The sequence below is a fragment of the Heyndrickxia shackletonii genome, assembly GCF_001420715.1.
GTDB classification, from domain to species: domain Bacteria; phylum Bacillota; class Bacilli; order Bacillales; family Bacillaceae_C; genus Margalitia; species Margalitia shackletonii.
Genome location: NZ_LJJC01000015.1, coordinates 394877 through 421350 on the forward strand (window position 1 = coordinate 394877; position 26474 = coordinate 421350).

Consider the following 26474-nt stretch of genomic DNA (forward strand, 5'->3'; position numbering starts at 1 on the left):
CTCTTTTTTATGCAAAGATTTCTTTCCATTCGTTTCTCTTAGACAGCATTTTTCTAGCAATCTCTTGTGCACCTTCTAAGCTATGGCTAGCAGCCCATCCGCACTGTACTTCATTACATGCAGGTACTTCAGTTGCTGTTAGAACATCATTTAACGTTTTTTCAAGTATTTCCAGAACTGCTTCGTAATCATCATGATTGATTACGGATAAATAAAAGCCTGTTTGGCACCCCATAGGGCTGATATCCACAATTTTATCTGTATGATTGCGGCTAAATTCTGCCATCATATGCTCTAAGGAATGTAATGCAGGCATTTCCATATGTTCTTTATTTGGTTGGCAGAAACGGATGTCATATTTATGAATAACATCACCGTTCACACCTTCTTTCACTCCAGCCAACCGTACAAATGGTGCTTTTACCTTTGTATGATCTAAATTAAAGCTTTCTACATTCATTTTCTTTTGTGTTGTCATGAATCATTTCTCCTCTCTTTTTTGGCATCCATTAACCAAACAAATGGATTTAATCGTGTAAATGAAACTTCAAATCCGTATTTATCAAATATATGTTGCAAAACAGGAATGGTTGTATAATATTCCCGCTGTAAATCTTCTGCAAGTCTATGAAAATTCCTTTTTAAAGATTCCCGGATTTTTTCTTGTTTGGCTTCCTCTGTCGGGAAAACGGTATCCGCAAAAAGAATGCGGCCGCCTTCATTTAATAAATTACTATATTTTCGAATTGCCTTATCTTTTTCTTCATCTGTTAAATGATGGAACGCATAGGTGCTGACAATGGTATCGATTTTAGCATCTATTTGCGGAAACTCTAAGAAATCCCCATCTAAAATAGTAATGTTTTTTAATTTTTGTTTTGCAATTGCCCTCATCCCTTCAGATGGTTCAATTCCAAAAACATTTAATCCTTTATTATTTAACCTTGCTGTTAAATTCCCAGTACCTACTCCAAATTCAAGTACGGTACCTGTGGATTTTTCGGCTACAGTTGAAAGTATCTTGTCATAATCTATAAAAACTTCTTCATATTCAGGGTCATGTCCGGTAACAGTTTCATCATAAGAATGGGACCATTCATCAAAAAGCTCATTGAACTCTCTACCCATCTCAATTCCCTCATTTCCTATAAAATAACTCAGAATTAACTTTAGCATGATTTTCTCAAAAGAGCAATCTTGAATAATTGGCAAAATAAAAACACCCCAATACCATTATCAGGGTGTTTTTGAGTTATCTAAGTTAATTAGTCTTTACCAATTTTCCCACAGACCTTTTGGATCAACACTGGCAAGTCTAACCCATCCATTTTGAACTTTTTCTTGAAATGCGGTGTTATTATTTAATAACCGTTTTATATATTCCGTAGGTGCTTGAATAACGATCAGCAAACGAAGCGGAGAATGAAAATACTCATTATCTGATTGCATGACGGATTGCCAAGGTAATCCGGCTAACAAATCGCTTGCATTCCCTTGCATGACGCCGAGACCAGCTGTAATTGTTTGGGTTGTTTTATTTCCACTGCCGTAATAGTGAGGAGCTACGGTAGAAGCGTAATATTGCAGATTAATCCATTGAGCAACTGTACCAGCCCCGGCAATAATACCAGCTAACAGATCACCATTTTCATCTTCCTTCCAATCATAATTATGAAGGAAGGCTCTGCCTTCTAATTCAGCGTTCTGAGTAAGTTCACGTTTTCCGATAATTAAAGCGGCATTACGAGCTAATCCCCATTCCGGACGTATCTCACTCCAATCCTGAGCAAATCGATGTGCCTCATCTGTTGGATTTTTATGTTTTGAATGGAAATTAGGTAATTGTGTTAAACGTTCCGCATTTGCATTGTCGCTTACTTTCGTTAAAATAGCTTCCAATCGATCAAACGCAACTTGAGCGGATGTTGTAAGTTCCGGTACATAAATCCAATGCAATTCCTCCACCGCCGTGTTATGCTCAGCTGCTACGAAAACCGTATCTTCAGGGATTTCCATTCCTTCTTCTAAAAGAGCTGCTCGGACTTCCGGAAGGTTGCATAACTCTGCCAATACCCTTGCATTGAATCCGCTTGATGCGCCACCACAGGCACCACAATCAAGAGAGGATGCATACGGATTATTGATACTTTGACTACCGTGCCCGCAAAAAACAACTAATGGTGAAAGGTTGTTTGTTAATCCCATCAGTTTCAGAGCATGACGTGCATATTTTACCTTTTCTTCTTCCGTAAATCCAACAGGTAACCCCGCTTCTTTTTCATGAACATGGTTAATGGAGAGTTTTGTTTCGGGTTTCCGTACCCAATTTTCACGGAGGTTCCGTATAAATCGATCTGCTGTTCGTGGAACAAAACTTCGTGTTACCATTTGCAAACTAAGCAAGGGTCCACTTACCTCGGGTAAAATCAAGTTTGCAAGTAAATGATGCTTCATTGTTTTGAATGTATGACCTAATGAATTTACCGCATTCTTACGTTGTTGGTATCGATTGAGTTCATTTGCATCTTGCAACTCTTTTATGGCATGTTCCGGCTTAGATATGACCGGCAGGGAAGGATGGCTATGTTTACTGCCAAGTTCACTAGTTGCGATCGGTAACCCAAAAAAGCCAGCAATTCCAATTGTTTCAAACGGACCTTCTTTTTCAAGATGGCGACGAAAACGTTCTGAACGAACATCTATACAGAATGCGAGCTGAGCTAATGCAGTTTTTTTATGATTAGCATGGGTTGAGAGGATCTTCTCACTTAATTGATCTTTGTATGTTTGTTCCCATGCCTCAAGCCATATTTTCCTACGAACCATATCATCAAACTGATAGGCAAATGTTAAATATTCGTCCTGATCCTTTAAAGACATCTGTGACCATTCATCTATAGAAAGCTGTCCCCAGTGAATCCAAGATGCTATAAGGGAAACATTCGAAACCTTTTTCTTTGATTGTTGATTGGACAAAGGTACATAAGGTTGTAGGAGAGCCCACTCCATTGAGATTCGGATAGCTAAATATTCTATTAAGAGTGCATGTTCCTGACTTGATTGTTGTGAACGCCACATTAGCATTCCTGCCCAGCCAGGTAACGAAAGTAAATGACCTTCAAGATAATGTTGAATCTCTTGTTTTGGGATTTCTAGCGCGGACAGCGCTACTTCTAAAGCAGTATTTGCATCTTTTGGCCAATCCTTTAGACTTTTGCGCAGACTTTTACTGATGGCAGGATCATACGGAATAAGCTGTCGCCATGCTGGATAGAACCCGTCCTCACGATTCGGCATTGTCCAAGTTGCCTGGGATTCATCAAGATATAACTTACACCACTTGATCATGTAATAATCAAGAATATCTGCCAGTTTTTCTCCACTCTGTTGTTTTACATTCATACTTAATGGTTGCAAAAAAGCCTTTTCGGAACTCTCTGTATTCCATTCCTTTAGATCCGCATCCAATTTTTCCAGCTCAGATGATGAGAGAAGCTCAGAGGGTAACTTATCTAATGTTAATGCTGCACGACAATATCGTTCTGCTACCTGCCGAGATATGTGAAAAGAATGAGAATCTAGCCAACGCTGCAGTGCCATTTCTACAAAAGCCTCATCAATCTCACCTTTCCTTTTCGCAGATTGGATCATAGAAGCACTAGGATATATATCAACATCCCGTGTATTCTTTAGCCACCGTGCTACCTGTTCAAAAGAAAGTTTTTCGAGTCCCATCCATGGACTGCGTGCTGCAAACGTAGAAATCGGCCAAAGTGGTGCAATAACTCGACTGGCTGATTCAACTAAAACACGAATGTCACTTTCTTGAAAATCTATATTATCGTCTTTCTGTTTTACATCATCTTTATTTATGACAGATGTTACACTCATCATTTATTACCTCCCTGAGATAAAAACTTAAGGTAGTTTGGATGACTTTCCACTGCTTTTGGTTGTGCCTCACCTAAACGTACCAACCAAAGATAAATTACTGTGAAGTAAACAGAAGAGCGATGCTGAACAACCCACCTGCCTATAATACTGCAAACAAACAAGAAACAGATGATAAAGATAAGTATAGCCATGGAAAGTTGATTTCCATGATAAACATTTACAGGCAACCAACCATAGAGGTAGTTATGAATGATAAGGTACAAAATAGTAAATCCACCCAAAAATAACAATCCAGCAATTCGATCAATGCTTCCCTCTCCAAAAGCTACTAATTGTTTCCAGGAAACAGATAAAGACCACCCTATAATTAGCGCACTTATCAATTGATATCCATTTCCCATGTCCTTAAGCCAAAAAGAAGCACCAACAAGGATAGCTAAAATATACCCAACCACGGTCCATGAATAGGATATGTTTTTCCGACCATGTGTTGATTTTTCCAAACGCGGCACTAACGAACCTGCCTGTAAAAATAGCGTAGCTTTGAACAAACCATGAAATACAAGGTGAAAAATAGCTGCTGAATAGGCACCTAATGCGCACTGAATCAGCATAAATCCCATTTGTGCAATGGTTGATCCTACTAACTGTCGTTTATAGTCCACCTGGACTAAACTGATTCCAGTTCCAATCAATACCGAAATACTTGCCAGAATTAGTAAGATTATTTGCGCTATATCACCATTAAATATCGGTGAAAATCTAGTTAGAACAATACCACCTGCATTTACTAAACCAGCGTGCATAATCGCCGAAACAGGAGTCGGAGCAACAACAGACTCTAACAACCACCGTTGGAACGGCCATTGTGCTGCTGGAATCATTACCCCTAGTATGAGCAACAGATTAATCCCTGTTTTCTCCCAAGAATCAAGGTGGGCTAAACTCCCGTCCTTTAAAGCTGACGATAGCTGCCATTGTCCTGTAACATGGGAAAGCCAAATAATTGCTAATACAATAGCAATCCAACTTAATGCAAATAAACGACCAGATATGGTTGCTGCTTCATGAGCCACTTTCCATCCACGGTTCAACCGTATAAGTGAGATAAGTCCAATAAGAGTAACTCCCCAACAAATGGCCATTAAGCGTAAATCATCACTTAACCATGCAAGCGAGGCTGCGCCGGTAGTGAATGTAAAAAGAATAAAATATTTCCGATAAGAGTGATCCCCCATTAAGTAACGTACGGAAAAACGTTGAATGATTAATCCAAGAAAAAGAACAAAGAATGCCAATAACCACGCTATAGAGTCTAGGTGCCAAGGACCAAAAATTCCTTTTGCCTTCGTATTAATAAGAGCAAATAAAGCAACCAATGGGGGTAAAGACACAATTCCAATATGGATATTAACGTAACGCAATGGTATCCGTGGATATAAAAACAACAGACCACTTAGACCGGAAATCACCAGTACACAATAAAATATATTTAATAATGATGACAAACTAAGGGAAAATAACATATAACGGTCCTCCATCTAAATGGCGCTTACTTATATAATTCCTTTTAAAAAGGTTGATATATATTCCAGATAATACTTATAAAGAAAAACGCAGAAGCTAGACAATGACTAATCTGTAAATTCATTTCTCGCATTTAAATAAAAAAACCGACAACTTCAAAATTCCAAGAATGATTAAAATCATTGGAATTTTGTAAATTGTCGGTTTCAATTCAACTAACCATAAAGTTTTTTGAAATGCTACCAATTATTATCAACATGTATGCGTTCGAATGAAAAAACAGTATATCTCCATCTTATCAATCAGATTATAGACTGTACCGATTTTTACGTCACAATAAAAACTTTTTCATCCAGTCAATATATAAATATTGAAATGAATGCTCAAGTTATAATTAAGATTAAAAACGCCATATTTAGTTAACTTTAGGATATTCCATACTGCACACATTTGTCAACAATTTAGACTTAATCCTGCCCATTATTGCTGTTTATCTTTTTCTCAAGATCATTAAATAATTTGAAAACCATCAGTCGTTCTCCAGTACGAGAGCTTATATCGGTATGGAATCCCTTTACTTCCTCCCCAGTAATCGTCAATATAATTTCCTTAAGATTCTCTATCCCAGATTCAACTAACTCAGATCGTGTTTTTTTTATAGTCAACATTCCATCTTTGGTTTCACAAACAGTATATTCTGCTGGAGTTAAAATTCCTTGTAAATTGACAATGATCATATCCCTTAATATATCTGTTTTAACAGATAAAGAGCCTCTTCCAAGATAGTCCTTTTCCCATTGTGTTATGGCCTTACTTATTTCCGATTCAATAAAACCTTTCGAAACTTTCAATATTATATATCCTCCTTGTACTAAAAATCCGTACACTCCTTATTAAACAATTTCCTTTTTTATTTTAATAAATGTATTAGTATATGGTTTATAGCTTTTATAGAAAGCTACAATAACTTATTGCATTGAATTCCTAACACGGTTTTCTTTCATGGTAACTTACGATTCTGATCATTAACGATTCCTCTTTGGTCATTTAAGTTAGCCACCTATATTTTATCAAAGGCTCTTTACATATACTATAGTACCTTTGAGAAGAAAACTTGAAAAACATCCTAATCTTTTTAAGTAGAGTGCCCCGAATCGAATCACATATTAGGATTGAAAAGAACTCGTGTATTTTATGTTATCAGAGAAAAAATGGATTATTAAGTTAGTTATGGGGGGATCCAGTCCACTAATATAATGAACGAATGAGGTTCAAGATGAAAAAAGCTCCTCCAGATGGAAAAGCAATGGTTGGTTATGGAGAACTTAGCTATAAATAAGAGCTAAATTCTTCCTTTCATTTTTTTCAGCGTTATGGCAGAAGCAGTATGATCATCACGAGTTCAGTAAATGGATAAAGATTTTCACAATGAACTGCCTTTTAGATTAAATAACTTATAAGACCAATATCAACTCCAGGAACGGAGAAAGTTATCGTCTATAAGTATTTGAAATAACAAGAGGGTCTATAACTTTTACAAGGCTGTATACCAATTATATTATTTTCGCTCTTTGTATTGATCGATTCCATATAAAATATATTGTAGATAACTTATGGGACTCGAATTGCGATTTTTAATAATTTCGAGCATCTCTAAAAGTTCAAGAATTTGTCTCCTCGGTAAATTAGTAAGAATATAATCGACAATTTGATCCCCTGACATCTCAACTTCCAGCTTCTGGTTTACTAAAAAGGTCAAACTATTTGCCGGAAAAATATATGAATATAAATGCTCTTTTATTTGATTATAGCTATATCTATCTGACTTCTGGTTTACGTCTATTGCCATCTTTAATAAAATCCTTCTTTCTTTAAACAATTTTCTCTAAGATAGAGAAACAAATGGAAAAAATGTCTTGGTCAGACAATTTGACTTTGTGGTTTTCTTCACAAAAATCCAGGACAAGACGAGCAGACAGTGGGGAGTTGACCGCATAAAGGAGGAATTCCGAAATCATAATAGGAATACTTAATAAGACAAGATTTCAAAATCTTTTTCATATTATTATCAATAAACTTTCGGTAACCCGGCGATCATCATTCTTCCGAACCTTAGACCCGTGGCTTTGCGTCCCCATTTTTCAAAAGGTTTGCTATTATCGTTGTTTTTACCTTTTAAACATATCATTTTTCGGTTACTTATATCAATCATTTTTCAGCAAAAAAAGAGAGAATTCGACACTTAGATGAAACTATCTATTGAGGCTATGCGATGAAAAAAATTAAAGACAAGGAGACACCTTGTCTTATTCCACCTTGATTTGAAAAAAGGTCGTTAACGACTCATTTGGTTTTAAATACACCAATTCTTCTTTTTGATTCATTTCATATGTTTTTGCCATCCATGGTTCAACACAAACAAATTCCTTCCCATGTTCTGTCCAACAGACAATATAGTTAAATTCCTTGCCATATTCTAATGAAACTAGTTTATTTGTTTCCTCAAGTTTAAATTGGACTTCGTTTTTCACAGTGTCCAGTAACATCAACGATTCTTTTTTATCAGATAAGTCGATGATCCCTTTAAATATTTTCTCTTGATTGTCATTATAATCAAGATATGTTTTGGCGTCAGATTCTATGGTTAATACCTTTTTCGACGTTTTAAAATATGGATGGAATCCGGCATAAAATGGCATTTCTAATTCGGATAAATTTTTATAATCCTGTTCTATATAAAGAGTATTCTCTTTTAAGATATATTTAAAAACAACCTCAAAATCAAATGGATAAGATTTTCTTGTTTCTTCATTACTTTCTAATCTTAAAGTAATCGATAACTCCCCTTCTGTAGAAGTCTTTACTACTTCCCAAGGCATATTTCTCGCAAAACCATGATTTTTCATTTTATAGGTATTTCCTTGAAGTTCGTATTCACCTTTTTGCAATTGTCCGCTTATGGGGAATAAAATTGGAATTCCTCCTCTAATGTTTGCTTCTCTATCTAACAGAGTTTCCCTATTTAAATAAAGAATTTCGGTGCCGCTGATCCCGAATTCTGTGATTATTCCACCGCGTTCCGGTACAACTTTTATGTATGAATCTCCATCTCTTAATTCGTATATTTTTAAACCTTCGTCCATTCGTTCTTGAATTGAATACATTGCACCTGTCTCCTTTTTGCTTCTATATCATTGTTGTTGCTTCCACCCACTATTATGGCATATATTATTAAAAGATTGCATTTGTGCGGAGGGAGACTTATATGAAAAATAAAAAAAAGCAAATCATATTTTTTCTTATATCCATCCTATTTATTTTAGGAGGTTTATTTACCGGGATTTATTGGATGACACATATTGACCAATTTAAGAAAAATGGCATGATTGAACGTAGTACTATTACTTATACTAAAAGTGTTATATAAAGGGAATAGGATTGCTTTTCTTTGGTTTAGTAAGGGGTAACGAGTGGGGAATTTCCGTGCTTTGTTACCGCTTTTGCGTTCTGAATTTGATTGTGGCACAATTATTCATCATCTATTGTTACCTGTTTCATGCTTTAGCACCTTCCATGGGAATATTCAGCCGTTCATTGTTACCATTTTTCCGTTTTATTCTCCTCTTCGGGCACATTCAACCGTTGATCGTTACCGTTCTTCCGTTCTTTCCTCTTCTTCGGGCACATTCAACCGTTAATCGTTACCGTTTTTCCGTTCTTTCCTCTTCTTCGGGCACATTCAACCGTTGATCGTTACCGTTTTTCCGTTCTTTCCTCTTCTTCGAGCACAATTCTCCCCCAATTGTTACCGTTTTCCCAGTCCGGACTTGTTTTCAGGCACGATTCTCCTTTTACCGGATTCCCCCTCTGACCTCATAAAAAAGCACGATTAAACGTCCATTTTCAATTAGCGGTAATAAACCTTATCCATTTTTGTCATCTTTCTTTAATATTGGCATCTAATGATAATATACACTCTTTAAAGGTGGTGACTAATATGTGGATTTATATTGTTCTTGCATTTGTCATTATCCTACCCATCATTTTCTTTAGAGTAACTTCAAATACGACAAAACAGATCAATAAAGATATTGAAAAAAATCCTTTTGACCAGCGGAATAACCCTCCGCCACCTCCACCAGGACCGGGAATATTCTAACTTCCGCACCGTTTTTGGTGCATTTTTTGATTCAATTGTGACAATTTTGTTTCTCATCTAATTCTAATTTATTTTTCATTAATTTTTAGGTTTGAGAGATTATGATGTAATTGTTAATAGGACAAGCTAGTAATTTTCCTACTTGATTATGGTCCCCTCCATTATCAAGTAACCCCCTTATTTAAATACCCTAATCCTTTTTCCGGCTTTTATAGCCGGAAATTTTTTTATGAGTTAAAATGAAATAAAAAAAAGGGGATAAATCATGATAGATTATAAAATATTTTATGAAGCACCTGCACCGGAGGAATATAATGAACTGCGGGTCAAAGCAGGATTAAGCTCTAAAGATCTCAATGCTTCCAAAACAGGCCTGAAAAACTCCATTCTTGCTGTAACTCTTCGATTTGGAGAAAAATTAATCGGGATGGGAAGAATTATTGGAGATGGTGGCAACTTCTATCATATTGTTGATATTGCAGTTGATCCCGCCTATCAAGGACAAGGACTAGGAAAAACGATTATGACAGAGCTGACAAATTACTTGGATAAAAATGCACCTGCAGATTCATATGTAAGTTTAATTGCAGATTTGCCTGCAGATCAACTATATAAAAAGTTTGGTTTTGATTATACACAGCCAAAATCCGTTGGAATGTATAAAAGATATTAAGGGTATTCGAAAAATACCCTTATTTTTCATTTAAAATACTTTCTTCTAATACCTCAGATTTGTCTCCGTATACTTTATCTAAATGAAATTCTCCCCATGCACATAAAGAATCTAAAATACCTTTTAAACTCCAACCATACTCACTCAATTCATATTCAACTTTTGGCGGAACTTGATTATAGATAATTCGTTTAATAACCCCATCCGCTTCCAGTTCTCTTAATTGCTGTGTAAGCATCTTTTGGGTAATTTGCGGCATAAGGCGTTTTAATTCGCTAGTCCGTTTTTTTCCATGTGTTAAATGACATAAAATAACACATTTCCATTTTCCTCCAATCACTTCCAGTGTTGCTTCTACTCCGATGTTGTACTTCTTTTTTGGCATGATTGCTCCTCCTACTCTATAGGAACTAAAAAGTACCTATAAAACCTTCAGGTACCTATAGCACTTTAAAGTACGTACTTTTCAATACGTTTTATATATCCCATAATAGCATTTGTCGACGGGAAGTTCACTCATATATTTTTTCAATTACACCATTCTATATATACATTTATTAAGGAGGATACAAATGACAGCAAATAAAAATCGAAGTACGTTTGCCTTACTAGCGTTAGCTGTAAGTGCATTTGCTATCGGTACAACTGAATTTATTAGTGTTGGATTATTGCCGTTGATCGCGAATGATTTGAAAATTTCCGTTACAACAGCGGGATTAACGGTTTCCTTATATGCTTTAGGTGTAACGTTCGGGGCACCGATTTTAACATCCTTAACATCGGCAATGTCACGAAAGTCCCTTTTACTTTGGATAATGATTATTTTTATCCTTGGCAACAGTATTGCGGCCAGTGCTACTAGTATTGGAATACTACTGGCAGCTCGTGTGATTTCTGCATTCTCACATGGAGTATTTATGTCAATTGGCTCTACTATTGCAGCCGATATCGTTCCGGAAAATCGAAGAGCCAGTGCGATATCCATCATGTTTTCCGGGCTTACTGTGGCTACTGTTACGGGTGTTCCCTTTGGTACTTTTATTGGTCAGCAATTGGGATGGAGATTCGCATTTATATTAATTGTAATTGTTGGTATAATCGCCTTCATTGCAAACAGTATTCTTGTTCCGTCTGATTTAAAAAAACCTGCCCGTACGACTTTTCTCAGTCAGCTAAATCTTATCAGAAATGGCCGGATATTAATGGTATTTATTATCACAGCCCTCGGGTATGGAGGTACATTTGTGGTTTTCACTTATTTATCTCCGTTGCTTCATGACATTACTGGCTTTAAAACGAGTACCGTCGCTATTATTCTGCTTGTATATGGTCTTGCTATTGCTATTGGTAATATTATTGGCGGAAAACTATCGAACCGAAAACCATTACAGTCATTATTTTATATGTTCATTATCCAAGCAATTGTTTTATTTATTCTAATGTTCACAGCACCATTTAAAATTGCTGGTTTAATCACCATTTTCTTCATGGGATTAATGGCCTTCATGAATGTACCTGGTCTCCAAGTGTATGTTGTGATGCTAGCAGAACGATTTGTACCTAGTTCAGTAGACGTCGCATCTGCTTTAAATATTGCTGCCTTTAATGCCGGAATAGCAATCGGATCCTATTTAGGGGGTGTTATTACAAATTCTTTAGGTTTAATTCATACAACATGGATCGGAGCATTCATGGTATTATTAGCCGTCTTTTTGACAGGCTGGAGCCGCAAGCTTGAAAAAAATGAAGAAAAGGTAACAACTAATTAATAAATTGGAGGAATAGATCATGATAAAAAATTTACAAGATACAACTACTTTGCATAACGGTGTGAAAATGCCATGGTTTGGACTAGGGGTTTTTAAAGTAGAAGAAGGACAAGAGCTAGTTCAAGCAGTTAAAAACGCAATTAAACATGGATACCGCAGCGTGGACACAGCGGCTATTTATGGAAATGAAACAGGTGTTGGCAAAGGTATATTAGAAGGAATCAAAGAAGCAGGCATTTCAAGAGATGACTTATTTATCACATCCAAAGTGTGGAACGATGATTTAGGATATGATTCAACATTAAAAGCGTTTGAAACAAGCTTGGATAAACTCGGCTTAGAATATCTAGATTTATATCTTATTCATTGGCCAGTTGAAGGAAAATATAAAGAGGCATGGAGAGCTTTAGAAACTCTATATAAAGCTGGGAAGGTGAAAGCCATTGGGGTTAGTAATTTTCAAATCCATCATCTTGAGGACTTACTCAAAGATGCGGAAATAAAGCCAATGGTAAACCAAGTGGAATTACATCCACGCCTTACTCAAAAAGAACTTCTATCCTATTGCTTAGAAAATGACATCCAGTTAGAAGCGTGGTCTCCATTAATGCAAGGGCAATTGCTGGATCTGCCTGAGCTCAAGGTAATCGCTGAAAAATACAATAAATCTATTGCCCAAATCATTTTAAGATGGGACTTACAAAACGGTATCGTCGTTATCCCTAAATCTACTAAGGAACACCGAATTATTGAGAACGCAAATGTATTTGATTTTACGTTATCCAACGAAGATATGAAGGCAATTGATGCTTTAAATCAAAATCATCGTGTAGGTCCTGATCCTGATAATTTTGATTTCTAATTCTATTATAAAAGGTGGCCATTGGGGTCACCTTTTATTTGCGTTTTATTTCTTCGTACTTCTGAAACCAATCTGGGAAGGCTTTTTTAAATTGTACTGGTTTGAATTTATCATTTTCTTTTTTTACTACGATATGAGTGGTCGTACCTTTCGCACATACTTCCCCTTCGCCATTTACAATTTGAAATCCATAAACAGTGCGTAGCCCTTGGTTTACATCCACCCATGTCTTCACAAATACTCTGTCCCCAAGTTTTACGGGCTTTTCATATGTAATTTCCAGATTATAAACTGGTGCATAATAACCTGCTTTCTCCATGTCCATATAATCATACCCGATATCTTCTATCAGCTTTGTTCTGCCTAATTCCAACCATTTGATATAGTTCGCATGATAAATAACTCCCATCATATCTGTGTCAGCATAAGAAAATTGAATTTCCTGGGTTGCAACGTACATGTTATCCATTTTATACTTCCTTTCTCGTTACTTTTACATTTATTTTATACTATTGGATTTGTATGTTCTAACAGGAGGGTTCGCAAACCCAAAAGTTTGCTAGGGAAATCGGCTTATTTACGAATGAAAACCTTAGTTACTGTCCCATCCTTAAAATGTTTATTCCATTTGCAATTAATAACGGAAATGGTACAACTTCATTGCACGTAAAAAGGATTTTCTTTATCGAAATGCGTATTTTATTTTTTATTTTTTCCATGCTTGCCCTCTCACCAGCAAATTTAATTGCATAACCTGTATTATCGCTCAATAAAAAGGAGGGGAATATTTATGCCACCATTTGGAGGTTTCGGATTTGGCCCACGTTTTGGCCCGCGTTTTGGTCCGCGATTTGGCCCACGTTTTGGTCCGCGCTTTGGTCCACGCTTTGGATTTCGTCGAGGTCCCTTTTTCTTTTAATTGTTTCATTCATACAGTTGATGCTTAAAATCGTGGTGTATTTTACATTCTCTAAATATTAAACCGAGAATACAAACGTTTAAATATTTTCCTTCAATTTTTAAGTTTTTTAATAAAAAACCGTCTTCCTAAAAAACTTGAAATCTATGTTTATACAATCCATATAAAATGTAATCACTCACTTTCAATGGTTTAGATGTTTATCATTAAATAGCACCTCTACCGCTTTTCAAATTTTCTAACTGCGTTAAATGAATTGATAATTATGATTGAAGCTGCGGCTGGATACGGATATGGAGCAGGTTTTGCTTTAATTGTTGTTCTTTTCATTCTTTTAATTATTGTCGAAGCTGCATACGTTTATTAAAACTTAATAACTTTTTATCAATCGGTCATAAAAGGGTGGCCGATTTTTCTGTTGATGAAATGAACCTAACAAAAAAATTATCCATAATACTACTAGTGAAAATTACTATTTAATTCTGAAGCTTTCCTCATAGTTACAGTTGGTTTACCTTTTCGGTAATTACAGACAAATCAAAAACGTCACTTAACGGAAAATAGAGTTTTAAGAATTAAAAAAGCAAGAATTTCTATTAACGAAATCCTTGCTTGGTAACTTCGGTAAGCTGTCCTACTTAACCCGGATTCTCTCCCCAATTTTAATTAAGTAGTCATCATTAAGATTATTCCATTTTTTGATATCGGCTTGGGAAGCACCATATTTCACCGCTAGCTCTGAGACTGTATCCCCTTTTACTACCGAGTGATAGACAGGTGCAGCCGCTTTATTTTCATTAGGATTAATCCAACTGCCGGGAGCACCAGGTTTCGTTGTAACATTAATCATACCGTCTGATTTGTTAAACACGAAATAAGTGCCAGCTTTAACGGTTCCTTTTATATTTTTACCGGCTTTGGCATCAGCAGCTGTAACATAGGCATTCACGGACGTTACAACTGTATACTTTTGATCTCCATTTGGCTTGGGCTCATTTTTCACATCATATTTAGTTAAATTAAAGGACTCAATTGGTGTTCCTTGCTGTAATCGGTTTAATTGCTAATTTTGTAGACAAAATGCAAGAAAAAAAGAAAAATAAAAAAGCCTGATATGATCTGCCCCCCAAAAGTTGGACTTAAAATTTATTAAAAGGCTTTCTCGGTGGCAAGTCCAGTAATGAATAGGACTATTGTCACCGAGTTTTGTTTAATACAGATATTTTTTATTACTGCTTCATAAACTTATTCATAATTCTTGTAATAATGAACGACATCCCCCAAAATGCCGTTTAGTAGAATAACGTTTGCAATTTGTAATTCACAGAAAAAGGCAAGAATTTCAGATTCGCTGAAATCCTTGCCTTTATCGATTTTGCAGATACGGCCCCGAGAGGACTCGAACCTCCGACGCACGGTTTAGGAAACCGACGCTCTATCCGCTGAGCTACGGAGCCATGTTAATGTGCATTAAATATTATATAGCATCCTGCCTTTTTTGAAAAGGCTTATTGTTTAACATTCGTGGAAAAATTCGGTTATAAATAAAGGATAATTGCATTTCCCGTCGAATTGGGAAGGCAGGAGCTAATATGTAAATCATTCTGGTTGGTATGTTACTAAAAAGGATAGACTTCCATCACGATAATGAAGATAAGCATTAATACAATTATTGTAATTAAGGCACCTAGTAAGAATTTTTTCATAGCTGAATAATCCTCCTCATATCAATAATCAAATATTATCAAATTCGTAAACGACTATCTAGAACTTTTAAGAAGGTTTTGAAGAAATTTTTATCAATGGGATTAAATGAGCGAATAAAATTCACGCGGAATGTAATCTTCATCTGGACTTATATAAAGAGGTGAAACAAATGATTTCTTCCATTTTACAAGGTGAAAAAGTAAAGTTGAATGCTTTAACGGAAGATGACCTAAACACTATTTTAGAGTGGTATCAGGATCCTGTCTTTTTACGGTTGTTTGATGCTATTCCTGCCGGGCCGCGCAGCATAGCCTCTCTCCAATCTTGGTTTGCAGAACTTACTACTACTACTACTAACCAATATGTATTTGCTATCAGAACAATCGAGAGCAATCAATTAATCGGTTATATTGAATTAGACGGAATCCTTTGGAATCAACGAGTTACAGGGATTTCCATTGCCATTGGTGACGAAAAAAATCGTGGGAAAGGTTATGGAAAGGAAGCTTTCGAGCTTGCCCTGCAATTCGCTTTTCATGAACTAAATCTCAGACGTGTTCAACTTACCGTGTTTAGTTACAATCAGTCAGCTATCCAGCTTTATAAAAAACTGGGGTTTACACATGAAGGATCTTATCGAGAGTTTTTGGACAGGGATGGAAAAACATACGATATGCTTTTATTCGGATTATTAAAGAAAGAATGGGAGCAAAATTTGTCCCGCAGAAACTAAAATAGTTGGAAAGCTTTTCGTCCTTTCAGCATATTTTTTATTAACATGCTGTTCAAAAAGTGTTCACATTTTGAATGCATCAAAAGGAGATGAAAAATATGGCTGAGTTATGGATCATTACCATTGGTGTTCTTTTTTTTGTTGTTGGATTCGGAGGTTGGATATTTGTCTTTGCTTTAAAATTGGCATTGCATTCGGAGGATGCTAAAACAATAGACCCTGTACCGCCGCATACAGACTCCTTTTATACATGACACCCGGGATAGGGTGTTTTCTTATTTCTAACATTCCTTTTAGATGTGGTAATATTTTATTTAGAAAAATTGCCTATTTTGAATGATTATTTATGGGAGCATACATGGATGAAAAATACAGAATATGATAAGGCACTCGCCTTTCTCTCCAGTTACAATGGACGCACAACCCGGAGAGATCATGGGTATCACCATAAAATAATGGTGGAGGTACTGCAATTAATACAGGTGGATCCGGCTGAATTTACTTTTATTCAAATAACGGGATCATGTGGGAAGGGAAGCACTGCGCAATTTATTTCTTCTATTTTAACGCACCATGCGATGGATCACGGGCTTTTTACCGGTCCGCATCTAACGGATTATGAAGAAAGATTTGCCATTAACGGTTCCCTCATTGATCGTGAGGAATTTTCCTCCATTGTCCTAGATATTCAGCAAAAACTGGAGGATTATCCACTAAAAGATGATGTCGGGCATATGCATGTAATGATCATGATTGCTCTTACTTATTTTCAAAAACACGGAATCCAACTGGTGGTATTTGAAAACGGGGTTGGCGGTAAAACAGATCCATCCAATATTTTTGATCCAATGATTGCCGTCTTTACGGAAATCACGATGGATCATTCCCATTTACTAGGGTCTACCATTGAGGATATTATCCTTGATAAATCTTGTATTATAAAGCCAACAACTAAATATGCGATATGCGGGATGAATAATGTTCAAGCCCGAAATTATCTGCTAAAAATTGAGCATCATTGTGAAACTGTCTTTCGATTTCTCTATCGTGACTATGATTTTATAACGACATCAAGTGATACAACTGGGAATACCTTCTATTTTAAAGGTCTTCATTATTTTCTTAAAAATATTCAAATCGAGATGCTCGGAACCCATCAAGTGCAAAATGCAAGCAATGCTATTGCAGTGGTAGAAGCATTATCAGAATGCGGCTATTCGTTTGAAAAAGACGTCATTATCCAAGCCCTGTATCAAGCAGCCTTGCCTTGCCGCATGGAAATGCTTGAAAAGAACGGTATGACCTTTTTATTCGATGGCGCCCACAATACTTTAGAGCTGAAAACATTAAAGGAAAGCATTGATTCACTAGGATTGCAGGTGTCCAGTGTTATGCTATCTATTTCGTCCAATAAAGATGTGGAAAAAATGATGAAGTCCATTCATTTTGAACAAGCTTCCTATATCATCACGCCACATCCTTTTAGAGAGAGAAATATAAGGCAAGAAGAGATTGAAAAATCCTTGATTTCCGTGAAGGATATCCAATACTTCTATTATCCAGATATGAAAAGTGCTTTAAAAAAAGCATTCGAACTGAATCAAAAAAACCAGATTGTATTAGTAACTGGATCCTTATACTTGGTAGGTTATGTGAAGAAATTTGTGCTTAACGAGGGAAAAGAATGACAACGATCCTAACGATGCAGGATGCAGAAAACTTAATATACCAGTCTTATTTACGGGCACACCCTCATATCACGAAGACAAAGGATGAAGAGGTTCGAAAGCCATATCTCACGCGAAAACTACTTGATTTGCTCAAGAATCCTGACAGCGGTGAAAAATATGTGCTTGTTACTGGCAGCAAAGGCAAAGGCTCGACCTCTATGATGCTTGCCTCTTTGCTTCAATATCATGGTTTAAAAGTCGGATTGTTTACATCGCCGCATTTAATCCGATTTAATGAACGTATCCGTTTAAATGGAAAACCAATAACGAATGAGGATTTTATTAGGCTCAGCACCAAAATGCTGCCTGCTTTTTCAGCGATAGAAAAAGATCTGTCACCGACAGAATACCAGGGCCCGGTTGGTCTGGCACTCGCTATTGCGGTTATGTATTTTAAAGAACATAAGACAGATATTAATATTATCGAATGCGGACGCGGCGGAAAATATGATGATACTATTGTTTTGTCTAATGAATGGGCTGTTCTCACATCGGTGATGGAAGAGCATACACGTCAACTGGGCCCAACGATTTATGACATTGTAAAACACAAGTTAGGAATTGTAAAAGAAGAAACGAAATCGGTCATTATTGGGAGACAGGAACCTTTTTTAATAAAGGATATATACCAGCAATTACAGGGATTTGCAGGTCATCTTCAAATGTACGATAAGGATTTTTCCGCTAACAAAATCAAATTAGATAAAAGCGGAACTTCCTTTATCGTTAAAACATCAAAAGCAAATTACTCAAAAGTAACTTTGCCGCTGCTCGGTTCATTTCAAGCCTTTAATGCTGCAACAGCTTTGAATGCTTGTGAGGAGATTCTCCGACATCCATTAAAAGAGGATTTAATTAAAAATTGTTTTCGGCAGTTGGAATGGCCAGGGCGATGTGAGATCGTTTCACAAAAACCGACCATTATTATGGATGGGGCCATAAACAGGGAATCTGCTCAATACGTAAAGGAAGTCCTTCAATCATTCGGGAAGAACAAGGTGATTTCGATTGTTGGAGTACCAGAAGATAAGGATTATAAAGGTGTTATAGAAACGGTTGCCTCTTTTTCAAAAAAAATATTTATATCAAAGCCGGACATCAGTCATCTCACCTTTCCTACAGATGCTTTATCGTTTGCAAAAACAATTCATGGTAATGTAGAGGAAACAGAGTGGTTAGCTGATGCGGTAAATTTGGTGAAAAAGGATTCATTTGATATTTTACTAATTATCGGAACGCAAACTTTCATTAGCAATGCGAAAAGAATATTTATGCAAAAGCAGGAACCTTTCCTTTAAAACGGAAGGTTCCTGTTTCTTTCATTTTTATACCCTAGTTCCTGCGATATATTACCCGCAGTGACTTCCGTCTTTTCTTTAATATAGTCCATATTTTGCCCTTCGAAACGGCTTGTTGGACCACTTACCGCTAAAGAGGCGACCACATGTCCCTGATAATCATAAATAGGAAAAGATATTCCGACTGTACCTACGTCCTGTTCCCCGTAACTAATGGCATATCCTCTTTGTTTTATTTGCTGTAAATCTTCTAAAAGCGAATGCTTTTCGATCTTTCTATACTGGATAATCTCCTCCATCACAAGCTTTTTCCGATTATCCTCCATGAAGGCTAATAATAATTTCGGTCCCGATCCAAGATAGAGCGGAGACCTTTTACCGATTCGTGTGTGGAGCCTTAACGCCCTTGTACTTTCAACCTTCTCGATATAGACTGCCTCATTTTGATGGGAGATTACTAAATGAACCACTTCATTTAGCTGTCCGGCAAGTTTTTTCATGTGCGGCAAAGCTATTTTACGCAGCTCCAGCTGTTCGGAGACAAGAGACCCCAGCTCGAGCAATTTCAGCCCTAATTTATAACGGCTATCATTCTCGGTTTCTTTTGTTTTCGTAATAAAACCACTGTATTCCAATGATGCTAACAGACGATATACGGTCGGCTTCGGCAGTTTGGCTTCCTCTGTAATTTCTTTTAAGCTCAGTTCTTGCCTGCCATCAGAAAATAAGTCAAGCAAACTTAATGCTTTGATAATACTTTGATTCATTTATACCGTCCCCTTAAATCAAATGCGTAAGCGCCTTGCACATCGGCGTCCGGATTTCGTAGTGCTCACCTTACAGATAAAGGAAACCGCGCTGAGGTAGCTCACAAGCTGGTGAAATTGGCACTTCAAATTTCACATGATGTTGACTTATCGTAGGGAGAAGACGGAGAAATCCGCTAGCCGATAGGCGCTGTAGCAAGGCGTCATTATTAATTTTATTTTTCGATAGTCTCTAATTCTTTTATATGAACATCCCTCTTCGCCATTTCTTGGATGTACACATCACCAGGAACGATTTTCTCCGGAGCATATACACCTTTTTGCGTAATAATGCCGCTCCCTATCATTTGTGCGACGACAGATATCGTGTTTGCAGTCGCTCGTGCCATTGCTGTTACTTGATGTTCTCGATCCTTATAAGTAGTCAATTCGTATTCATATTTGGCATTTTTGCCATTTTGCGTTCCTTCAACTATAACCCTTAAAAGAACAGCATCATCTTTTTCTCCTAATTCGACAATCGGCTCCAAGACTTTTAGCAGAACATCGCGCGGTTTAATTTCTTGTCCTTTTACCTCTACTGTATAATCATTTCTAGTTAAATTTAAATCTACTAAAAGCTTGAATTTCTCGGCATGGCCAGGATAACGGATTGTTTTATATTCAAGTGTTTCAAGATTCGGATAGGATAGAGATAATGTAGATGTCCCTCCTGCTGTATGAAATGCTTCTAGAGGACCGAATTTTTCAAAATATACCGTTTCAATTTCCGATAAAGAAGGAATTTCCTGTACAATACCATTTCGAATGATTAAAGACGGATCTGTATAATGGTCACAAACTCCTTCCATGGAGAAGACATGATTATACTCAAGCGGAGGTTCAGGGCGTACCGGGATTCCGCCAACGTATAGTTTGATAGATTTTACCTCATCCAGTTTGCTCGCCCCATAACCGGAAAGAATATTAATCATCCCAGGAGCAACACCTAAATCAGGAATAAGCGTTACACCAGCTGCCTTTGCTTGATAATGCATCTCAAGTACACGATCTGTTGCATGACCAATATGGCCGCCTAAATCTACTGAATGGACTCCCGCTTCAATAGCTGCTTTTGCTACGCTGACATTGAAAGAATAAAATAGTGCATTAATAATCACATCATAGTTTCCAATAAAGCTTTTTAATTGTTCATAATCGGTTGCATCTAAATACGCCGGAGATAGTTTGGCAGATTTCAGTTGACTGCAAACCGCTTCAGCTCTTTTAATATCCACATCCGCCAAGGTAACGGTTTCGACCCCTTGACTATTAACTAAATCCCGTGCCGCTTCTTTTCCCATTAAACCTGCGCCTAAGACTGCTATTTTCATGATTATTCCCCTTTCTTAGTTCGATTACTGGGGCCGGATTCACACTCGACCCCAAGAATTTATGAAGATTAGTTATTATCAATTTGCGCCCTTTGCAGCTTGCCGCTGAAATCAATATAGACACTCTTCCACTCTGTGAACACATCTAATGCGGCGACACCCGAATCTCGGTGGCCATTTCCAGTACCTTTTGTTCCGCCAAAAGGCAAATGAATTTCCGCTCCTGTTGTACCTGCATTCACATAGACGATTCCCGTATCAAGATCACGCTGTGCAGCGAAAACTTTATTTATATCTCTTGTAAAAATAGAGCTAGAAAGTCCGAACGTAACACTATTATTCACTTCAATTGCCTCTTCAAAGCTTTTAACCGGAATAATGGACACAACGGGACCAAAAATTTCTTCTTGAGCAATTCTCATTGTCGGCTCCACATCCGTGAAAACGCTTGGTGCGTAGTAATAACCATTCCCGAGCTCTTCATCGTTTAAAATATATCCTCCTGCTAGTAAAACCGCTCCTTCTCCTCTGCCGATTTGAACGTATTCATGGATTTTTTGCAGAGCATTTCCATTAATAACAGGACCGATTTTTACTCCTTCGTCTAAGCCATCACCTATCTTTAAATATCTCATCCGTTCTAAAAGCTTTTCCTCCAGATCCTCTTTTACCTTTTCATGAACAATAACCCTGCTGCAGGCTGTACACCGCTGACCGCTGGTGCCAAAGGAACTCCACAAAATTCCTTCAACCGCTAAATCTAAATCTGCATCATCCATTACAATAATGGCGTTTTTGCCACCCATTTCGAGGGAAACTCTTTTTAGTGTTTTTCCGCATTTCTCAGCAATAGTCCGCCCAACTTCATTAGAGCCTGTAAAGGAAATAACATCAATATCAGGGTGCTCTACCATCGCTGTCCCTACTTTGGAGCCAGATCCACAAACTAGATTGATAACTCCTTTTGGCAATCCCGCTTCATCAAAAATATTAATCAATTCTCTAGCCATCAGTGGTGTTTCCGTTGCAGGCTTCCAAATCACAGCATTCCCAGCCACAATAGCAGGAAACGACTTCCACGTTGCTATCGCAATCGGGAAATTCCACGGTGTAATAATACCGACAATTCCAACTGGCACACGAATACTCATCGCAAATTTATCCTTCAATTCGGAAGGAGTCGTATTTCCGAACAATCGCCTTCCCTCGCCTGCCATATAGAAGGCCATATCGATTCCTTCTTGTACCTCTCCGCGAGCCTCCTCAATCACCTTTCCCATTTCCATCGTTAAAATCTGCGCCAGTTTTTCCTTACGTTCTTTTAACAGCAACCCAACACGATACAGAACTTCCGCCCTTTGCGGTGCTGGAACTAGTGCCCATTGCTTTTGGGCTCTTTTCGCAGCGACAACCGCCTTATCCACATCTTCAGCCGTTGATAATAAAACTTCCCCAAGTGTTTCACCATTCGCAGGATTTTTAATTGGAGCATACTGTTCCTTTTCTGATACTACCCACTCACCATCTATAAAATTATCCACCGTAATACCATTTGTTATTTTTCTAGTCATGTATTGTGACCCCTTTCTATAAACATTTGGAAATACTTCATTTGTTTTAAGAGTCGTAAACTCTGTTTGTTTTTGTACACGGAAACATTTATAAGATTAAAAATGATAAACCTCTATAAGAATAGATGCCCGAAACTAAATCTGTTTTGGGATTTATAACAATTTACAAACTCAAAAATAGAGCCATTCTATTTTTTCAAACGGATTTGCTGAATTGTTTTGGATACGGATATTTGTTCCGGATCCATTTCTATTTCAATGACCGTCGGTAAATTAGCTTTCATCGCACAGCGTATTGCTTCTTCAAATTCAGCAGCCGTAGTAGTTTTTACTCCGTTAGCATTTAGAGATTTAGCCAGCGCAGCGAAATCAATATTTCCTAAGTCGGTGCCAATCACTTTTTCCGGATAATTCATTTCTTGATGCATCCGAATCGTTCCATACATGCGATTATTAAATACAAGGCTAATCACGGGTATGTTGTAGCGTGCAGCCGTTTCTAGCTCTTGGACCGTCATCATCATCCCGCCGTCGCCTGATAGAGACACTACCAATCGATTAGGAAGGGCTATAGCCGCTCCGATGGCTGCCGGCAAACCATATCCCATGGCACCTGAGGTTGGGCCTATATAGGTTTTCTTTTGTTTAAATGGATAGTATAAATGGAGCCATCCAGCGAAATTGCCCGCATCGTTCGTAATGATTGCATCCTCTGGCAGCAGTTTTTGCAGCAGATAGATGACATCCTCATTTGTTAGCTTTTCACTGTTTGCTTTTCTCTTTATTTCTGAAGTTTGATGATACCTTTGATTGCATTTCTCCGCCCATTCCTCCCATTCGGGTTGAATATCTATGGACAACATGGAGATTAAGGCCTCCTTTGCATCTGAAACGATGCCTAGCATAGGCTGGAAGACCCTCCCTAATGTTTGATCATTAATATCAATGTGAATCAGTGCTTGGTCCCGGCTGATTATGGAATAATCTTGTGTGGTGACCTCTGAAAGTCTTGTTCCAATTGCTAAAATGACATCTGCCTCTTTTGTCGTTGCTAACACATCTTTGGGTGTTCCAAGCCCCAAATGTCCTGCGTACAAGGGATGATGATTTGGAAACACATCATGCCGACGAAAAGCTGCCATCACTGGTATATGGAACTTTTTCACAAATTCAAGGAGCTCTTGTTCCCCTTCCGAAGAAATGACTCCCCCGCCAGCAATTATTAGTGGACGTTTAGCTTTTTGCAGGATCATTTGCATTTCATCTATTTCATTTTGATTAGGGGACGGCCTCGGTTTCTGCACCTTCGGGTGAAAGGTCATTTTGCTTTTTTCCTTGAGTAAATCTTCTGGTAATGAGATGACAACAGGACCCGGCCTGCCTGATTGAGCTATTCGGAAAGCTCTTTGGACCAGCTCTGGAACCCGGTCAACATCTTTAATTTCGACGGTCCATTTAGCGATATGCCCGAAGAATTGATCGAGATCAACCTCTTGGAATCCCTCTCTTCCGCGAAATTTACTATGCACCTGTCCTAAAAACACGACCATCGGGGTGGAGTCCTGATATGCAGTATGTACTCCAATTGCTAAATTTGCCCCACCAACTCCACGTGTTGCCATCACCACTCCGGGCTTTTTCGATGCCTTTGCATATCCTTCCGCCATAAAAGACGCCCCGCCTTCATGTCTAGCCGTTATTAATTCAATGGACGGTTCATCGTAAATAGCATCAAGCAATGGAAGATAGCTTTCACCAGGAACACAAAACACTTTTACGACATCTTCAATTTTCAAACATTCCGTTATTGCTTGTGCCCCGTTCATTTCTTGTGTTTCAGCTATCTGAGACATTTGCCTTCACCTCTAGTTTTAGAGTTTTCATTCGCTCCACTGCCTCTGTTAACCGTGCGGAAGGGACGGTTAAGGCGATGCGAAAATATCCTTCTCCTGATCGCCCAAATGCATTTCCGGGTGTTATAATCACACCTGTTTCTTCGAGGACTTTTTCGGCAAACTCTTGAGAGGAATATCCTTTCGGAACGGGTGCCCATATGAAAAAGGAGCCTCTTGGTTTTTCTACTTGTATTCCAATGTTTCGCAGTGCTTCTACCACTTTTTCACGGCGCTCGTGATAGATGCGGTTATTTTGTTCAACGGTAGTGTAATCACTTTTCAATGCTTCTGCCGCTGCTTTTTGAATCGGAAGAAATTGGCTTGTATCCGTGTTACTTTTTACGATGGATAGAGCACGGATAATATCTCGATTACCAACCACGTACCCAATCCGCCAGCCTGTCATATTGAAGCTTTTGGATAAGGAACCAAATTCGACTGCGACTTCTTTTGCGCCGGGAACCTGGAGAATGCTTGGTGCTTTATATCCGTCAAAGGTTACTAAATTGTATGCAGAGTCATGGACGATACCAATTTTATGTTCCTTCGCAAAATGAACAGCTTCTTCTAAGACATTGATTTCCACCGTCGCTGCAGTTGGATTGCCAGGGTAGTTTAAAAACATGAGCTTTGCTTGTTTTTTATGTTGATTGGATACCTTTGAGTAGTCGGGACGATAGTTTTGGTCCGGAATTAGCGGAAGATCTACACACTCCCCACCGGAAAGATAGGCAGCCGTATGATACACCGGATAGCCCGGATCAGGGATTAAGACAACATCTCCAGGGTCAATCATTGCCGGAACAATATGAGCGATGCCTTCCTTGGAACCGATAAGAGTTAAAATTTCGGTATCGGGATCTAAATCGACTTGATAGTGATTTTTATAGAATAAGGCGACTGCTTCGCGAAATTCTTGGCATCCTGCATATCCTGAGTACTTAAAATTAAGCGGATTGGCTAACTCCTTTGTAAGTCTTTCCACAATAAAATCGGGTGTCGGCAAATCTGGAGCCCCAATTCCTAAATCAATAATGTCCATTCCTTTTTCATGAAGCCGCTTTTTCTTTTCATCAATGACGGAGAATAAATACGGCGGCAGTCCCTGCACACGCTTCGAAACAAAAGCCATTACCCGTTCCCCCTTTCCATTCCTTTTCCTGTCATTTCATTATATGAAACTAGGTTTCATATATGACTAAAACAAAGGGACGTTTCTCTTGTTTCTTAAGAAACAAGAGAAACGTCCCCGTGTTTACTCCTCCCATCTAAGAAAGACCCAATAATCCAACATATCAATGCGGAACGATGTTGGAATGAATACAAATTCTTCCCTGGTGCTTTGGATGCTTGGATATTTGGAAGCAACCTCGTGAAATGCCTTGCTTAAAATGCCCTTTTCTTTTTCAGTTGGTTGATCATCAAAATATGCAACCCAAAGCAAGGAATTATAGTCATTTCTGACGGTGAGGCCTCTTAATTTTTTTGGTATTGAACCGATTAATGCTGACTGGGCAGATAATAGCAGCTCATCTTTATCAATGGACATATTCATCACCTGTACAATTTGGATTTAACTTAATAATTCTCGTAGATA

27 protein-coding genes, 1 tRNA gene and 1 riboswitch are annotated in these 26474 nt (G+C 37.8%); of the genes, 10 read left to right on the top strand and 18 right to left on the bottom strand.

Going from position 1 to position 26474, the window contains the following annotated elements; all coding sequences use genetic code 11:
* Positions 1–7: 7 nt before the first annotated feature.
* From AN964_RS23710 to AN964_RS23740, 7 genes are all read right to left on the bottom strand, one after another.
* Positions 8–478 (bottom strand): S-ribosylhomocysteine lyase, encoded by a 471-nt coding sequence (locus tag AN964_RS23710; protein WP_055742253.1) that lies wholly within the window; start codon positions 476–478, stop codon positions 8–10.
* The gene (locus tag AN964_RS23715; protein WP_055742509.1) at positions 475–1128 is read right to left on the bottom strand and encodes a class I SAM-dependent DNA methyltransferase; all 654 of its coding nucleotides are present in this window, start codon (positions 1126–1128) and stop codon (positions 475–477) included. The genes AN964_RS23710 and AN964_RS23715 overlap by 4 nt, the downstream gene beginning before the upstream one ends.
* Positions 1129–1272: 144 nt before the next feature.
* The gene (locus AN964_RS23720; protein WP_055742510.1) at positions 1273–3891 is read right to left on the bottom strand and encodes a DUF2309 domain-containing protein; all 2619 of its coding nucleotides are present in this window, start codon (positions 3889–3891) and stop codon (positions 1273–1275) included.
* Positions 3891–5420 (bottom strand): NADH dehydrogenase subunit 5, encoded by a 1530-nt coding sequence (locus AN964_RS23725; protein ID WP_055742254.1) that lies wholly within the window; start codon positions 5418–5420, stop codon positions 3891–3893. The genes AN964_RS23720 and AN964_RS23725 overlap by 1 nt, the downstream gene beginning before the upstream one ends.
* Positions 5421–5888: 468 nt before the next feature.
* Positions 5889–6272, bottom strand: a complete 384-nt coding sequence (locus tag AN964_RS23730) for a Na-translocating system protein MpsC family protein (RefSeq protein ID WP_055742255.1) — start codon at positions 6270–6272, stop codon at positions 5889–5891.
* Between the two features lie 707 nt (positions 6273–6979).
* Positions 6980–7270, bottom strand: a complete 291-nt coding sequence (locus AN964_RS23735; protein ID WP_055742256.1) for a hypothetical protein — start codon at positions 7268–7270, stop codon at positions 6980–6982.
* Between the two features lie 229 nt (positions 7271–7499).
* Positions 7500–7586: riboswitch (cyclic di-GMP riboswitch) on the bottom strand.
* A 141-nt stretch (positions 7587–7727) separates the two neighbouring features.
* Positions 7728–8585, bottom strand: a complete 858-nt coding sequence (locus AN964_RS23740; RefSeq protein WP_055742257.1) for an aldose epimerase family protein — start codon at positions 8583–8585, stop codon at positions 7728–7730.
* A 101-nt stretch (positions 8586–8686) separates the two neighbouring features.
* Between AN964_RS23740 and AN964_RS26550 the strand changes: the two genes are divergently transcribed.
* The 3 genes from AN964_RS26550 to AN964_RS23745 all read left to right on the top strand — a co-directional run bounded on the left by AN964_RS26550 (position 8687) and on the right by AN964_RS23745 (position 10253).
* Complete coding sequence (locus AN964_RS26550) at positions 8687–8848, top strand: hypothetical protein (RefSeq protein WP_161809314.1); 162 nt, start codon at positions 8687–8689, stop codon at positions 8846–8848.
* Between the two features lie 43 nt (positions 8849–8891).
* The gene (locus tag AN964_RS26185; RefSeq protein WP_152982456.1) at positions 8892–9119 is read left to right on the top strand and encodes a hypothetical protein; all 228 of its coding nucleotides are present in this window, start codon (positions 8892–8894) and stop codon (positions 9117–9119) included.
* A 726-nt stretch (positions 9120–9845) separates the two neighbouring features.
* A complete protein-coding gene (locus AN964_RS23745; protein ID WP_055742258.1) occupies positions 9846–10253 on the top strand; it encodes a GNAT family N-acetyltransferase in 408 nt (135 codons plus the stop codon).
* 19 nt (positions 10254–10272) lie between these two features.
* On the opposite strand, the gene AN964_RS23750 is transcribed toward AN964_RS23745, so the two are convergent.
* On the bottom strand, positions 10273–10638 hold the full coding sequence (locus AN964_RS23750) for a winged helix-turn-helix transcriptional regulator (protein WP_055742259.1): 366 nt from the start codon (positions 10636–10638) through the stop codon (positions 10273–10275).
* Between the two features lie 187 nt (positions 10639–10825).
* Between AN964_RS23750 and AN964_RS23755 the strand changes: the two genes are divergently transcribed.
* The gene (locus AN964_RS23755; RefSeq protein WP_055742260.1) at positions 10826–12022 is read left to right on the top strand and encodes an MFS transporter; all 1197 of its coding nucleotides are present in this window, start codon (positions 10826–10828) and stop codon (positions 12020–12022) included.
* A gap of 19 nt (positions 12023–12041) precedes the next feature.
* A complete protein-coding gene (gene pgoN / locus AN964_RS23760; RefSeq protein WP_055742261.1) occupies positions 12042–12884 on the top strand; it encodes a glyoxal/methylglyoxal reductase in 843 nt (280 codons plus the stop codon).
* Between the two features lie 34 nt (positions 12885–12918).
* Here the strand turns inward: pgoN and AN964_RS23765 are convergent, their stop codons facing one another.
* Complete coding sequence (locus tag AN964_RS23765) at positions 12919–13344, bottom strand: acyl-CoA thioesterase (RefSeq protein ID WP_055742511.1); 426 nt, start codon at positions 13342–13344, stop codon at positions 12919–12921.
* A 136-nt stretch (positions 13345–13480) separates the two neighbouring features.
* Entirely contained in the window at positions 13481–13603 is a 123-nt protein-coding gene (locus AN964_RS27395) for a hypothetical protein (protein WP_280513093.1), read from the bottom strand.
* A 465-nt stretch (positions 13604–14068) separates the two neighbouring features.
* Here AN964_RS27395 and AN964_RS25845 point away from each other — a divergent pair, with 465 nt between their 5' ends.
* On the top strand, positions 14069–14170 hold the full coding sequence (locus AN964_RS25845) for a YjcZ family sporulation protein (RefSeq protein WP_083489532.1): 102 nt from the start codon (positions 14069–14071) through the stop codon (positions 14168–14170).
* A gap of 267 nt (positions 14171–14437) precedes the next feature.
* Here the strand turns inward: AN964_RS25845 and AN964_RS27215 are convergent, their stop codons facing one another.
* Positions 14438–14806 carry a LysM peptidoglycan-binding domain-containing protein gene (locus tag AN964_RS27215; protein WP_055742262.1) on the bottom strand — a complete coding sequence of 123 codons (369 nt, stop codon included), beginning with the start codon at positions 14804–14806 and terminating at the stop codon, positions 14438–14440.
* A 381-nt stretch (positions 14807–15187) separates the two neighbouring features.
* Positions 15188–15260 (bottom strand) — tRNA-Arg (locus AN964_RS23775).
* A 419-nt stretch (positions 15261–15679) separates the two neighbouring features.
* Here AN964_RS23775 and AN964_RS23780 point away from each other — a divergent pair.
* From AN964_RS23780 to AN964_RS23790, 4 genes are all read left to right on the top strand, one after another.
* On the top strand, positions 15680–16243 hold the full coding sequence (locus AN964_RS23780) for a GNAT family N-acetyltransferase (protein WP_055742263.1): 564 nt from the start codon (positions 15680–15682) through the stop codon (positions 16241–16243).
* Positions 16244–16341: 98 nt separating this feature from the next.
* A complete protein-coding gene (locus tag AN964_RS26555; protein WP_161809315.1) occupies positions 16342–16497 on the top strand; it encodes a hypothetical protein in 156 nt (51 codons plus the stop codon).
* A 108-nt stretch (positions 16498–16605) separates the two neighbouring features.
* Positions 16606–17931, top strand: coding sequence for a bifunctional folylpolyglutamate synthase/dihydrofolate synthase (locus tag AN964_RS23785; RefSeq protein ID WP_055742264.1), 1326 nt, complete (start codon positions 16606–16608; stop codon positions 17929–17931).
* Positions 17928–19271 (top strand): bifunctional folylpolyglutamate synthase/dihydrofolate synthase, encoded by a 1344-nt coding sequence (locus tag AN964_RS23790; protein ID WP_055742265.1) that lies wholly within the window; start codon positions 17928–17930, stop codon positions 19269–19271. Before AN964_RS23785 ends, AN964_RS23790 begins: the two co-directional genes overlap by 4 nt.
* On the opposite strand, the gene AN964_RS23795 is transcribed toward AN964_RS23790, so the two are convergent.
* The 6 genes from AN964_RS23795 to AN964_RS23820 all read right to left on the bottom strand — a co-directional run bounded on the left by AN964_RS23795 (position 19268) and on the right by AN964_RS23820 (position 26426).
* The gene (locus AN964_RS23795) at positions 19268–20038 is read right to left on the bottom strand and encodes an IclR family transcriptional regulator (protein ID WP_055742266.1); all 771 of its coding nucleotides are present in this window, start codon (positions 20036–20038) and stop codon (positions 19268–19270) included. The genes AN964_RS23790 and AN964_RS23795 overlap by 4 nt on opposite strands.
* A gap of 215 nt (positions 20039–20253) precedes the next feature.
* Positions 20254–21411, bottom strand: a complete 1158-nt coding sequence (locus tag AN964_RS23800; RefSeq protein ID WP_055742267.1) for a saccharopine dehydrogenase family protein — start codon at positions 21409–21411, stop codon at positions 20254–20256.
* A gap of 68 nt (positions 21412–21479) precedes the next feature.
* The gene (locus AN964_RS23805; protein ID WP_205603359.1) at positions 21480–22982 is read right to left on the bottom strand and encodes an aldehyde dehydrogenase family protein; all 1503 of its coding nucleotides are present in this window, start codon (positions 22980–22982) and stop codon (positions 21480–21482) included.
* Positions 22983–23170: 188 nt separating this feature from the next.
* Complete coding sequence (locus tag AN964_RS23810; RefSeq protein ID WP_055742268.1) at positions 23171–24835, bottom strand: thiamine pyrophosphate-binding protein; 1665 nt, start codon at positions 24833–24835, stop codon at positions 23171–23173.
* The gene (locus AN964_RS23815) at positions 24819–26009 is read right to left on the bottom strand and encodes an LL-diaminopimelate aminotransferase (protein WP_055742269.1); all 1191 of its coding nucleotides are present in this window, start codon (positions 26007–26009) and stop codon (positions 24819–24821) included. The genes AN964_RS23810 and AN964_RS23815 overlap by 17 nt, the downstream gene beginning before the upstream one ends.
* A 123-nt stretch (positions 26010–26132) precedes the next feature.
* Entirely contained in the window at positions 26133–26426 is a 294-nt protein-coding gene (locus AN964_RS23820) for a MafI2 family immunity protein (protein WP_055742270.1), read from the bottom strand.
* Between the last annotated feature and the right edge of the window lie 48 nt (positions 26427–26474).